This is a genomic window from Pseudomonas sp. YY-1 (assembly GCF_002843095.1).
GTDB lineage: Bacteria > Pseudomonadota > Gammaproteobacteria > Pseudomonadales > Pseudomonadaceae > Aquipseudomonas > Aquipseudomonas sediminis_A.
Genome location: NZ_PJLX01000005.1, coordinates 254133 through 266140, shown reverse-complemented (window position 1 = coordinate 266140; position 12008 = coordinate 254133). Strand labels below are relative to the sequence as shown.

General features: G+C 63.9%; 12 protein-coding genes. All 12 read left to right on the top strand.

The genetic code is table 11. The features are described 5' to 3' along the window. Positions 1 to 55: 55 nt before the first annotated feature. The 12 genes from CXP40_RS09855 (at position 56) to CXP40_RS09800 (ending at position 12006) form a co-directional block, all read left to right on the top strand. Positions 56 to 640 carry a YigZ family protein gene (locus tag CXP40_RS09855; RefSeq protein ID WP_106733563.1) on the top strand — a complete coding sequence of 195 codons (585 nt, stop codon included), beginning with the start codon at positions 56 to 58 and terminating at the stop codon, positions 638 to 640. After that, a complete protein-coding gene (locus CXP40_RS09850) occupies positions 637 to 1203 on the top strand; it encodes a DUF922 domain-containing protein (RefSeq protein WP_106733562.1) in 567 nt (188 codons plus the stop codon). Before CXP40_RS09855 ends, CXP40_RS09850 begins: the two co-directional genes overlap by 4 nt. Before the next feature lie 45 nt (positions 1204 to 1248). Beyond that, positions 1249 to 1935, top strand: coding sequence for an SDR family oxidoreductase (locus CXP40_RS09845; RefSeq protein WP_106733561.1), 687 nt, complete (start codon positions 1249 to 1251; stop codon positions 1933 to 1935). A 65-nt stretch (positions 1936 to 2000) separates the two neighbouring features. After that, a complete protein-coding gene (locus CXP40_RS09840) occupies positions 2001 to 2435 on the top strand; it encodes a GNAT family N-acetyltransferase (RefSeq protein WP_106733560.1) in 435 nt (144 codons plus the stop codon). 185 nt (positions 2436 to 2620) lie between these two features. Then, a complete protein-coding gene (locus CXP40_RS09835) occupies positions 2621 to 3181 on the top strand; it encodes a DUF4234 domain-containing protein (protein ID WP_106733559.1) in 561 nt (186 codons plus the stop codon). Between the two features lie 374 nt (positions 3182 to 3555). Further along, positions 3556 to 5103 (top strand): ABC transporter ATP-binding protein, encoded by a 1548-nt coding sequence (locus CXP40_RS09830; RefSeq protein WP_106733558.1) that lies wholly within the window; start codon positions 3556 to 3558, stop codon positions 5101 to 5103. An 11-nt stretch (positions 5104 to 5114) separates the two neighbouring features. Beyond that, entirely contained in the window at positions 5115 to 6218 is a 1104-nt protein-coding gene (locus tag CXP40_RS09825) for an ABC transporter permease (protein ID WP_106733557.1), read from the top strand. A 108-nt stretch (positions 6219 to 6326) separates the two neighbouring features. Further along, a complete protein-coding gene (locus tag CXP40_RS09820; RefSeq protein ID WP_106733556.1) occupies positions 6327 to 7253 on the top strand; it encodes an ABC transporter permease in 927 nt (308 codons plus the stop codon). Positions 7254 to 7397: 144 nt separating this feature from the next. Then, entirely contained in the window at positions 7398 to 7847 is a 450-nt protein-coding gene (locus tag CXP40_RS09815; RefSeq protein WP_106733555.1) for a transposase, read from the top strand. A gap of 213 nt (positions 7848 to 8060) precedes the next feature. Then, positions 8061 to 9416: an 8-oxoguanine deaminase gene (locus CXP40_RS09810; RefSeq protein ID WP_106733554.1), complete on the top strand. Its 1356-nt coding sequence runs from the start codon at positions 8061 to 8063 to the stop codon at positions 9414 to 9416. A gap of 356 nt (positions 9417 to 9772) precedes the next feature. Next, entirely contained in the window at positions 9773 to 10855 is a 1083-nt protein-coding gene (locus CXP40_RS09805) for a BMP family ABC transporter substrate-binding protein (RefSeq protein WP_106733553.1), read from the top strand. Between the two features lie 191 nt (positions 10856 to 11046). Beyond that, positions 11047 to 12006, top strand: coding sequence for a 2-oxoglutarate and iron-dependent oxygenase domain-containing protein (locus tag CXP40_RS09800; protein WP_106733552.1), 960 nt, complete (start codon positions 11047 to 11049; stop codon positions 12004 to 12006). The last annotated feature ends 2 nt before the right edge of the window (positions 12007 to 12008 follow it).

The following is a 12008-nucleotide window of genomic DNA, read 5'->3' as shown; positions in this document are numbered from 1 at the left end:
ATGACGCCCGCCCGGCTTATACTGGCGGGCGTTTTCGTTTGCAGACCCGCGTGCCATGCCCACTACCCTGCTCGGCCCTTGCGAGTACCGCGAGGAAATCCGCAAGAGCCGCTTCCTCGCCCTCGCCGCGCCAATCAGCAACGCAGCCGAGGCGCAAGCCTTCATCGACAGCCACAGCGACCTGGCGGCCTCGCACAACTGCTGGGCGTGGAAGGTCGGCAATCAGTACCGTTTCAATGATGACGGCGAACCCGGCGGCACCGCTGGGCGGCCCATCCTCGCCGCCATCGAAGGGCAGGACTGTGACCAGGTGGTGGTGCTGGTGATCCGCTGGTACGGCGGCATCCAGCTCGGCACCGGCGGCCTGGCCCGCGCCTACGGCGGCAGCGCCGCCAAATGCCTGCAGGCCGGCGAGCGCCGCGAACTGATCGTGCGCCAGGCCTTCACCTGCCATTTGCAGTTCGCCGAACTATCGCTGTTCAAGGCACGCCTGAACGACTTCGACAGCCTGATCGAGCGCGAGGACTACGACGCCACCGGCGCATGCCTGCACCTGGCCGTAGCGCCGGCCGAGCGCGCCGCGATGGAGCGCTTGCTGGGCGATATCAGCCGCGGCCGCGAAAGCCTGAGGGCGCCATGAAGCGGACGACTACTGCACTGCTGCCGCTGCTATGGCTGGCCCTGCCGGCCCTGGCCGAAGTCCAGGAGCAGTTGCAGGAGCAGTACTACGACCTGCAGGTGGCGTCTGGCGAGTCCCTCAGCCGCGCCATCGACCAGGCCTCGCCGATTCGCCAGAACGGCCAGATCTACCACGCCTACACCCGTTGGCAGGTGCAATGGAATTTCTGGTGGCGCGAGCAACGCGACGGTCGCTGCCAGATCGACCTCACCCGCACCCAGCTGAACGCCACCGTCACCCTGCCCCGCCTGGGCGGTGGCGACGCGCAGCAGCGCCAGCGTTTCGAACAGTACCTGAATGCACTGCGCGAGCATGAGCTGGGCCATTACCGCATCGGCCAGGCTGCCGCCGCCGAGATCGACGCCGCCCTGCTGCAAACGCCCGAATACCCCAGTTGCGCCGAGCTGCAACAGCAGGCCAACCAGCGCGCCAATGCCATCCTGCAGCGACATGCCGAACAGGAGCGGCAGTACGACCAGCAGACCGGCCATGGCCGTAGCCAGGGCGCCTGGTTGACGGAATAAGTGCGCTATCCTGACTCACCGTTCTCATCTCTCATGGAGCCTGACATGACTGCCTCCCGATCCATCCTGATCATCGGTGCCTCGCGCGGCCTCGGCCTTGGTCTGGCCGGTGAATTCGCTGCCCAGGGCTGGGCCGTGACCGCTACCGTGCGCAGCGCTGCGCAACAAGCGCCGCTGCAGGCACTGCCCGGCGTACGTGTCGAGCAACTGGAGATGACCGATCCAGACAGCCTCGAACAGTTGGCCAAGCGCCTGAGCGGCCAGCAGTTCGACGTCATCTTCGTCAACGCTGGCGTTGCCGGTCCCGACCACCACAGCACTGCCCAGGCCAGCGCCGAGGAAATGGGTCAGCTGTTTCTGACCAACGCCGTCGCCCCGCTACGCGTGGCCGAGCGCCTGCTGCCGCAGCTGGCCGCCGGGCACGGGCTGATCGTATTCATGAGTTCGATCCTCGGCAGCATCGAGACCGGCGCCGGCCTGGGCATGCCGCTGTATGGCGCCAGCAAGGCCGCGCTCAACCACCTCGCGCAGTGCTTCGTACGTACTCAGGACAACCCAAAGCTCGGCGTGCTGCTCATGCACCCGGGCTGGGTACGCACCGACATGGGCGGCGCCGACGCGCCGCTGGATATCGACAGCAGTTGCAAGGGCATGGTCCGACAGGTCAGCGCCGCCGTCGGCCAACCCGGCCTGCGCTATCTCGACTTCGAGGGCAATGCGCTGCCCTGGTAAGCCTCAGCGCTGGATATCGGCCTGCCACCAGGCAGGCCGTGCAATTGTGTTGGAGAAGAATAACGATGGAAGTAAACATCGGTAATGACCCAGCGTTGATCCGCCTGGCTCAAGGTATCCGCTATCAGGTCTTCACATGTGAACAACGGATTCCTGCGGAGCTGGACCTCGATGGACTGGATGAAGAGTCCTACCATGCGCTGGCGATAGAACAGGGTGAGCCAATTGCCACGGCCCGCCTAACACTGAGAGAAGACGGGGCTTCTACCCTGGCCAGGGTGGCGGTCAGTGAGGCTTATCGGAGCGCGGGAGTTGCGTCGGCCGTTGTCCAGGCATTGATGCAGCATGCGCAAGAGATAGGCGCCACCTCCATTGAACTTCATGCTCACAGCCACCTGAAAGGCTATTACGAAAAATTCGGGTTTGAGTTCATCAAGGAAGTTGAAATCGTGGGCGAACATCAGCTCATTGAAATGCGACGCCAACTCGCACGCGCATAGCGGCTTAAGACGATAGCTCCCAGGCACCAGCGTGAGGGCGAGAGTGCGACGCCCAGCGTTTCTACCGGGCCGGATAGGCCAACGCCATTTCGCCAGCGTGCTTAGGCAGAGAGTCCGTATACTCTGCGTGCTTCAAACACTCGCCGGATGCGAGCCTCCCACCACCGTCAATCGGAACCAGGTCAATGGACAACCTGTATCAGCCTCCCAAAGCCGAGCTGCTGGACGAACAATCGCCCTCTCGTAACGCCTTCTTCGTCACCTCAGAGAACAAACTCTACCTGCTGAATTTCGCCACCTTCGGCCTGTACTCCCTCTACTGGTTCTACAAGCAGTGGGACAGTCAGCGCGCCACGATGCTGCCGAAACACATCATGCCGGCGGCACGTTCACTCTTTCAGATTTTCTACACCCACTCGCTGTGCCGCCTGATCAGCGAGCACCAGCAGCGCCAGGGTCTGGGATCATGGGATTACTCGGGCACCGCCTGGCTCTATGTCCTGCTGCTCTTCGCCAGCAATGGCCTGTCACGCGTGGATATCCAGAACGGCGCTCTCGACCTGCTGCTATTGCTCGGCTGCGTAATGGCGCCAGCCTTTCCTCTGGCGCAGATCCAGCGACAAGCCAACCAGGCCAGCGGTGATGAGGATGGGCAGAGCAATGCACGGATCAGCGGCCAGAACCTGCTGTTCATCATTCCCTGCTCCTTGCTGTGGATACTGGCTGTGATGGGCATTTTTATCTGACGCTCGAATACAGGCAGCGCAGTTGTAGGGTGGATTGAGCGCAGTCAAAACCCTCATGACCACACAACTTGGGTATCGCGGTGCTGAATCCAGGTGACCTCCGCCAGAAGGTCGCCAAGCCCAGGCGTCGAGGCTTTGGGGTTACGAATCGCGGCTGAAGCCGCTCCTACACGAGCGTCACCCATAACGTCGTAGCCGCTATAACCGCGAGCGCGCGAATAAGGTGCGCCTTTCGCTGCGCACGCAGAGGCGAGCACCAATAGTGGGCACTAAAACACTCGTAGCAGTGGGCGAACCTCGTGCCAGCACATTTTCTGACTCCCTGGCCAAGTTTTTGCTTTAACCCCGCTCAGTTATCACCATGAGCGCTTTCCATGTCTGCCTCACCCGACTCCCCCCGCTTGCAGCTCACTGCCATCAGCAAGCAGTACCCCGGCTGTCTGGCCAACGACCGTATCGACCTGGCCATCGCCCCCGGCGAGATCCGCGCCCTGCTCGGCGAGAACGGCGCCGGCAAGAGCACGCTGATGAAGATCATCTACGGCGTCACTCAGCCCAGCAGCGGCGAGATTCACTGGCAGGGTCAGGCCTTGAAGATGCGCGACCCGGCCATGGCGCGCGGTCTGGGCATCGGCATGGTGTTCCAGCATTTCTCGCTGTTCGAGACGCTGACCGTGGCCGAGAACATCGCCCTGGCCATGGGCGCGGAGGCCGGCACGCCGAAGCAGCTGGAGCCGAAAATTCGCGAGGTATCGCAGCGCTACGGCATGGCGCTGGAGCCGACGCGTCTGGTGCACAGCCTGTCCATCGGCGAACGCCAGCGAGTGGAGATCGTGCGCTGCCTGATGCAGGACATCAAACTGCTGATCCTCGACGAGCCCACCTCGGTACTCACCCCGCAGGAGGCCGAAGAGCTGTTCGTCACCCTGCGCCGCCTGGCCGTCGAAGGCTGCAGCATCCTCTTCATTAGCCACAAGCTCGGCGAAGTGCGCGCGCTGTGCCAGAGCGCCACGGTGCTGCGCGGCGGGCGGGTGTCCGGCCATTGCGTACCGGCAGAATGCAGCGACCTGGAGCTGGCGCGACTGATGGTCGGCGACGCCGAGGGGCTGGAAAGCAGTTACCCGAAAGTCAGCGGCGGCCTGCCACGGCTGCGCGTCGATGACCTCAGCTGGCACAACCCCGATCCCTTCGGCTGCTCGCTGGAGCGTATTCGTCTGGAAGTACGCAGTGGCGAGATCGTCGGTATCGCAGGCGTGGCCGGCAATGGCCAGGACGAGCTGCTTGCCCTGCTCAGCGGCGAAACCCGCCTGCCCCGTGGCGAACGCGAGCGAGTCAGCCTGGATGCCAAACCGGTAGCCAATCTGCATCCGGATGCACGGCGCGGGCTGGGTCTGGCTTTCGTGCCCGCCGAGCGCCTCGGCCATGGCGCGGTGCCGGAGATGAGCCTGGTGGACAACGCCCTGCTCACTGCCTTCGGTCAGGGCCTGGTCAAGGGTGGCCTGGTGCAGCGCGGCAAGGTGCGCGCGCTGGCCGAGCAGATCATCCAGCGCTTCGCGGTGAAAACGCCAGATGCCGACACCGCCGCGCGCAGCCTGTCCGGCGGCAATCTGCAGAAGTTCATCCTTGGCCGCGAGATTCTGCAGAACCCGAAACTGCTGGTGGCCGCGCATCCGACCTGGGGCGTGGACGTTGGCGCCGCTGCGGCCATCCACCGCGCGCTGATCGCCCTGCGCGATGCCGGCGCGGCGATCCTGGTGATCTCCGAAGACCTCGACGAGCTGTTCCAGATCAGCGACCGCATCGGCGCACTGTGCAGCGGGCGGCTGTCGCCGCTGGCCGAGACGGCTCAGGTGTCCACCGTGGAAGTCGGCCGCTGGATGGCCGGTGAGTTCTATCAACCCGCCGCTGCTGCGGCCTGCTGACGGAGCCCGTCATGCTGTTATCCCTGGAACCGCGCGGCCAAGAGTCGCGCCCCATGCTCTGGCTGTCGCCGCTGCTGGCCGCCGTACTGACGCTGGTGAGCGGCATGCTGCTGTTCACTCTGCTCGGCCATGACCCGCTGGAAACCCTGCACACCCTGCTGATCGCCCCGGTCAGCGACTGGTACGGCGTGTCTGAGCTGCTGGTCAAGGCACTGCCGATCCTGCTGTGCGCCCTGGGCCTGGCGGTGGCCTACCAGGCGCGCATCTGGAACATCGGCGCCGAAGGCCAGTTGCTGATCGGCGCCCTGGCCGGCAGTGCCATGGCCTTGCAACTGATCGACTGGGAAAGCCGCTGGGCACTGGCCTGGGTGGTGCTGGCCGGCACCGCTGCCGGTGCGGCCTGGGCCGGGCTAACCGCCTGGCTGCGCACCCAGTTCAACGCCAACGAAATCCTTACCAGCATCATGCTCAACTACATCGCGCTGAACCTGCTGCTGTTCTTCGTGCATGGCCCGCTGAAGGACCCGGCTGGTTTCAACTTCCCTGAGTCGGCCATGTTCGGCGATGCCAGCCGCCTGCCGCTGGTCAGCGAGGACGGGCGCCTGCACGGCGGCCTGTACCTGGCGCTGCTGGCTCTGGTGGCGGTGTGGGTACTGCTGCACAAGAGCTTTCTCGGTTTTCAGATCAAGGTGCTCGGCCTGGACAAGCGCGCCGCCGGTTTCGTCGGCTTTCGCGAGAAGCGCCTGGTGTGGTTCGCCCTGCTGGTCAGCGGCGCGCTGGCCGGCATGGCCGGCGTCGGCGAAGTGGCCGGGCCGATTGGCCAACTGGTACCGCAGGTCTCGCCCGGCTACGGCTACGCGGCGATCACTGTGGCCTTTCTCGGCCGTCTCAATCCGCTCGGCATTCTGTTTGCCAGCCTGTTGATGGCGCTACTGTACCTGGGCGGCGAGAACGCGCAGATGAACCTCAACCTGCCGCAGGCGATCACCCAGCTGTTTCAGGGAATGATGCTGTTCTACCTGCTGGCCTGTGACGTGCTGATCTTCTACCGGCCACGGCTGAAGTGGAAATGGGCGAAGCGCGGCGCCAAAAACAACACCGAGGCCATGGCCTGACAAAGAACCTGTAGGAGCGAGCTTGCTCGCGATCCTTGGCGACACTGATCGCGAGCAAGAATTGGGCGTCCCCCTCGCGCCTACAAAGCTATACACAAAGGAATCCCCATGGATCTCGATCTGTTGACCAATATTTTCTACGCCATGGCGCGCACCGGCACGCCGCTGCTACTGGTGGCCCTGGGCGAGCTGGTGTGCGAGAAGAGCGGCGTGCTCAACCTCGGCCAGGAAGGCATGATGCTGTTCGGCGCGGTGATCGGTTTCATCGTCGCCTTCAGCACCGGCAGCCTGTGGCTGGGCGTGTTGCTGGCGATTGCCGCCGGCATGCTGCTGTCGCTGCTGTTCGCCGCTGTGGCGCTGGGCTTCAACGCCAACCAGGTAGCCACCGGCCTGGCCCTGACCATCTTCGGCGTGGGTCTTTCCACCTTCGTCGGTGCCGCCTGGGTCGGCAAACCGCTGTCCGGCTTCGAGCCCATCGTCATTCCGCTGCTGTCCGATATTCCGCTGATCGGTCGCATGTTGTTCGCCCAGGACGTGCTGATCTACCTGTCCTTCGCCCTGTTCGCGCTGGTGGCCTGGGTGCTGCTGAAAAGCCGCATCGGCCTGATCATCCAGGCCGTCGGCGAGAACCCGGACGCTGCCAGCGCCATGGGCCTGCCGGTGCTGCGCGTGCGTACCCTGGCGGTGCTGTTCGGCGGCGCCATGGCTGGTCTGGCGGGCGGTTACCTGTCGCTGGCCTACACGCCGATGTGGGCGGAAAACATGACCGCCGGCCGCGGCTGGATCGCCCTGGCGCTGGTGGTGTTCGCCAGTTGGCGCGTATTCCGTGTGCTGCTCGGCGCCTACCTGTTCGGCCTGGCCAGCATCCTCCACCTGGTGGCGCAGGGCATCGGCCTATCAATCCCGTCGAACCTGCTGGCCATGCTGCCTTATGTGGCCACCATCGTGGTGCTGGTACTGCTCTCACGTGATGCGATCAAGACCCGGCTGTATGCGCCAGTGTCGCTGGGCCAGCCTTGGCAGCCGGGGCATTGAGGTTCGACAGTTATTAGTCGCGGCTGAAGCCCCTCCCACAAAAGCCCGCCTACAGGTGTCATATCGCACTGTGGGAGGGGCTTTAGCCGCGACAAGCCTTTTTCGGCTATACCTTCAGCCACACCCCAATCAGGAGGCAAAGGAATGCCCCACTCAGCCTGCTTGCGTGCTGGCCGTTTCTCGGAAACGCAGCGCATCTATCTACTCACCGCAACGACCGAAAACCGCGAAATGCTGTTTTCGAACCTCACTGTGGGTCGACTCGTCGTCGCGGAACTGAAAACTGCCCAGCAAGAAGGTCTGGCCGAATCATTGGCCTGGGTGCTCATGCCGGATCACCTTCACTGGCTGATTGCACTGCAGCAAGGCTCGATCAGCGACCTGATGCGGCGCATCAAGGGACGCAGCGCCAAGCGAATCAACGCGTTGGTCGATCGTCAGGGAAAGCTCTGGCAGGATGGTTTTCATGACCGAGCGCTGCGCCGGGAAGAGGATGTTCTGCCCGCCGCACGTTACATCGTCGCCAATCCCCTGAGGGCTGGTTTAGTCAACCGGGTAGGCGATTATCCATTGTGGGATTCGGTATGGCTCTGAGCTTGGGAGAGTCGCGGCTGAAGCCCCTCCCACAAAAGCCCGCCTACAGGTGTCATATCGCATTGTGGGAGGGGCTTTAGCCGCGACAGGCTTGTTGCCCCTGACTTCAGAGTCAGCTATCTTCCGCGCACGTCATTTCCGACGCACCTGGATCAGCAGACAGGGTCAACACTGAGCTGGCTTACCTGACATCAACCTCAGAGGAGCCTGCTCATGGCAGCTACCCGTATCTGGATCAAGAACCCCCTCGCCATCTTCACCGCCAATGACCTGGACGCTTCCGGCGGCCTGGTGATCGAGGATGGCCGCATCGCCGAAGTGCTCGGCGCCGGCCAGCAACCTGCCGCTCCCTGCCAGCAAGTGTTCGACGCACGCGAGCACGTGGTGCTGCCGGGCCTGATCAATACCCACCATCACTTCTACCAGACCCTCACACGCGCCTGGGCGCCGGTGGTCAACCAGCCGCTGTTCCCCTGGCTGAAGACGCTCTACCCAGTCTGGGCACGCCTCACTCCCGGGAAGCTCGCCCTGGCCAGCAAGGTGGCGCTGGCCGAACTGCTGCTGTCCGGCTGCAGCACGACCGCCGATCATCATTACCTGTTCCCCGGCGGCCTGGAGAACGCGATCGATGTGCAGGTCGAAGCGGTACGCGAACTGGGTATGCGCGCCATGCTCACCCGCGGTTCGATGAGCCTGGGCGAAGCGGACGGCGGGCTGCCGCCGCAGCAAACGGTGCAGCAGGGTGAGGTGATCCTGGCGGACAGCCAGCGCCTGATCGGCCAGTACCATGAGCGCGGCGACGGGGCGCAGATCCAGATCGCCCTGGCGCCCTGCTCGCCCTTCTCGGTGACTCAGGAAATCATGCGCCAGAGCGCCGAACTGGCCGAGGAGCTAGACGTGCGCCTGCATACCCACCTGGCCGAAACCCTCGACGAGGAAGACTTCTGCCTGCAGCGCTTTGGCCTGCGCACCGTGGATTACCTGGACAGCGTCGGCTGGCTCGGCCCACGCACCTGGCTGGCCCATGGCATCCATTTCAACCCCGACGAAATCACCCGCCTGGGCGCTGCCGGCACCGGCATCTGTCATTGCCCCAGCTCCAACATGCGCCTGGCTTCGGGCATCTGCCCCAGCGTCGAGCTGGAAGCCGCCGGCGCGCCGCTGGGCCTGGGCGTCGATGGCTCCGCCTCCAACGATGCCTCGAACATGATCCTCGAGGCGCGCCAGGCGCTGTACATCCAGCGCCTGCGCTACGGCGCCGAGCAGATCACCCCGCAGCGCGTGCTTGGCTGGGCCAGCAAGGGCTCGGCGAAACTGCTGGGGCGCAGCGACATCGGTGAGCTGGCGGTGGGCAAGCAGGCCGACCTGGCGCTGTTCAAGCTCGACGAGCTGCGCTTCTCCGGCAGCCACGATCCACTCTCCGCACTGCTGCTGTGCGGCGCCGACCGCGCCGACCGGATGATGATCGGCGGCACCTGGCGCGTTATCGATGGGCAGATCGAAGGACTCGATGTGGCGCAGCTGATCGCCGATCACCGCCAGGCGGCGCGTGAGTTGATCAACGGCTGAGGACGATCCGCAGGGTGAACAGTGCGCGCTGGTGAACCAAGGTGCGCACGGCGCACCCTACGAGCGGTCAGCGATTAATCGGCTGTAGGAGCGAGCACTATTCGCGAAGGCTCATACCTCGAACGCTTCGCGAGCAGAGCTCGCTCCTACCTGCGTACATCCCACAAGCAGTCGCCCTTTGCGCACCACAAAACGGCAACTGCACGCGCTGCGCACCAAGACCGTTCCATCCCGTACAACCGCATCTGCATGAAATGGGTCCGCCACGGCTATCTGTCTTGTTGGTCAGCTTTTTGCAGTCATGGGATCAGCCAACCAACGGCCATCCCAATACCAAGACTGGAGCTGCACCCACCATGTTCGAGAAGAGCAAAAAACCGCTGCTGCGCACCCTCGTCGCCGCCCTGGGCTTTGGCGCCATGCTCAGCGCCTCCGCCGCCGATCCGCTGAAGGTCGGCTTCGTCTACATCGGCCCTATCGGCGACCACGGCTGGACTTACCAGCACGAACAAGGCCGGCAGATGCTGATCAAGGAAATGGGCGACAAGGTCACCACCAGCTTCGTCGAGAACGTGCCGGAAGGTGCCGACGCCGAGCGGGTGATCCGCAACATGGCCAAGGGCGGTTTCGACCTGATCTTCACCACCTCCTTCGGCTACATGAACCCAACCATCAAGGTGGCCAAGCAATTCCCCAAGGTGACCTTCGAGCACGCCACCGGCTACAAGCAGGACAAGAACGTCGGCACCTACCTGTCGCGCTCCTATGAGGGTCGCTACGTTGGCGGCTTCCTCGCGGCGAAGATGACCAAGACCAAGAAAGTCGGCTACATCGCCTCCTTCCCGATCCCGGAGGTGATCCGCGACATCAACGCCATCCAGCTGGCGCTGGACAAATACAACCCCGGCACCGAGATCAAGGTGGTGTGGGTCAACACCTGGTTCGATCCGGGCAAGGAATCCGACGCCGCCAACGCGTTGATCGACCAGGGCGTGGACGTGATGTTCCAGCACACCGACAGCCCGGCACCGATCCAGACCGCCGAGCGTCGTGGTATCTACTCCGTCGGCTACGCCTCGGACATGGCTCACTTCGGACCCAAGGCAGTGCTCACCTCCATCGTCAACGGCTGGGGCCCGCACTACGTCAAATCCACCCAGGCGGTGATCGACGGCACCTGGCAGCCACAGGACTTCTGGGGTGGCCTGGCGGAGGACACCATCGAACTGCCGATCAGCGATCTGGTGCCGGCTGACGTGAAGAGCGAGGCCGAGCAGATCATCGCCGACATTCGTAGCGGCGCGTTCCACCCCTTCACCGGTCCGATCAAGGACCAAAGTGGCGCGGTACGCATCGCCGAGGGCGTGAGCGCGACCAACGCCGAGCTGGCCTCGATGAACTACTACGTGGAAAACGTGAAGGCCGAAATGCCGAAGTAAGCAGATTGGTAAAGCCTGCGGCTGAAGCCGCTCCCACACCTGTAGGAGCGGCTTCAGCCGCGATAATTTGGAAATCACCGATGCCGTCCCTGCTTATCTCAGCAGAACCGCATCACCGTGGCGCCGGCCTTTGGTGCCACGCATCGCTGCCCTGGGTACGAGAAGACTCGCAGCAACATCCCGGAGCTTTTATGAACAGCCTGCCCATCATCGACATCGCCCCGCTCTACGCCGCCGACGCTTCGGCCTGGCCTGCCGTCGCCGAGCAGATCGACCGCGCCTGCCGCGACTGGGGCTTCTTCTACATCGTCGGTCACCCTATCGGCGCCGAGCGCATCGACGCCCTGCTCAGTGCGGCGAAGACCTTCTTCGCACTGCCCGCCGAAGAGAAACTCAGGATCGATATCACCCAGACCACCCACCATCGTGGCTACGGCGCCATCGCCACCGAGCAGCTCGACCCGAGCAAACCGAGCGATCTGAAGGAAACCTTCGACATGGGTTTCCACATGCCCGCCGATCACCCCGAGGTGCTGGCCGACAAACCCTTGCGCGGACCGAATCGCCACCCGGAGATGCCCGGCTGGGAGGTGCTGATGGAACAGCATTACGCCGACATGCAGGACCTGGCCAAGACCCTGCTGCGCGCCATGGCCATGGCGCTGGACATCGAGCACGACTTCTTCGACGCGCGCTTTCATGAGCCGATCAGCGTGCTGCGCATGATCCACTACCCGCCGCGCCACACCGCCACCAGCAGTGATCAGCAAGGCGCTGGCGCGCACACCGATTACGGCTGCATCACCCTGCTCTACCAGGACGATGCCGGCGGCCTGCAGGTACGTGCACGCGATGGCGAGTGGATCGACGCGCCACCGATTGCCGGCAGCTTCGTGGTCAACATCGGCGACATGATGGCGCGCTGGAGCAACGACCGGTACACCTCGACGCCACATCGGGTGATCAGCCCACTGGGGGTGGATCGCTACTCGATGCCGTTCTTCGCCGAACCGCATCCCGACACGCTGATCGACTGCCTGCCGAACTGCTCCAGCGCGGCCAACCCGGCCAGGTACACACCGGTGACCAGCGCCGCGTACCTGCTGTCGCGCTTCGCCGATACCTATGCCTATCGGCGCGAGGAAGCGTAGGG

Bases quoted from the DNA above. Each gene is read 5' to 3' on its own strand.
- CXP40_RS09800 (WP_106733552.1), top strand. From the start codon at position 11,047: ATGAACAGCCTGCCCATCATCGACATCGCCCCGCTCTACGCCGCCGAC.
- CXP40_RS09805 (WP_106733553.1), top strand. From the start codon at position 9,773: ATGTTCGAGAAGAGCAAAAAACCGCTGCTGCGCACCCTCGTCGCCGCC.
- CXP40_RS09830 (WP_106733558.1), top strand. From the start codon at position 3,556: ATGTCTGCCTCACCCGACTCCCCCCGCTTGCAGCTCACTGCCATCAGC.
- CXP40_RS09820 (WP_106733556.1), top strand. From the start codon at position 6,327: ATGGATCTCGATCTGTTGACCAATATTTTCTACGCCATGGCGCGCACC.
- CXP40_RS09845 (WP_106733561.1), top strand. From the start codon at position 1,249: ATGACTGCCTCCCGATCCATCCTGATCATCGGTGCCTCGCGCGGCCTC.
- CXP40_RS09840 (WP_106733560.1), top strand. From the start codon at position 2,001: ATGGAAGTAAACATCGGTAATGACCCAGCGTTGATCCGCCTGGCTCAA.
- CXP40_RS09815 (WP_106733555.1), top strand. From the start codon at position 7,398: ATGCCCCACTCAGCCTGCTTGCGTGCTGGCCGTTTCTCGGAAACGCAG.
- CXP40_RS09835 (WP_106733559.1), top strand. From the start codon at position 2,621: ATGGACAACCTGTATCAGCCTCCCAAAGCCGAGCTGCTGGACGAACAA.
- CXP40_RS09825 (WP_106733557.1), top strand. From the start codon at position 5,115: ATGCTGTTATCCCTGGAACCGCGCGGCCAAGAGTCGCGCCCCATGCTC.
- CXP40_RS09855 (WP_106733563.1), top strand. From the start codon at position 56: ATGCCCACTACCCTGCTCGGCCCTTGCGAGTACCGCGAGGAAATCCGC.
- CXP40_RS09850 (WP_106733562.1), top strand. From the start codon at position 637: ATGAAGCGGACGACTACTGCACTGCTGCCGCTGCTATGGCTGGCCCTG.
- CXP40_RS09810 (WP_106733554.1), top strand. From the start codon at position 8,061: ATGGCAGCTACCCGTATCTGGATCAAGAACCCCCTCGCCATCTTCACC.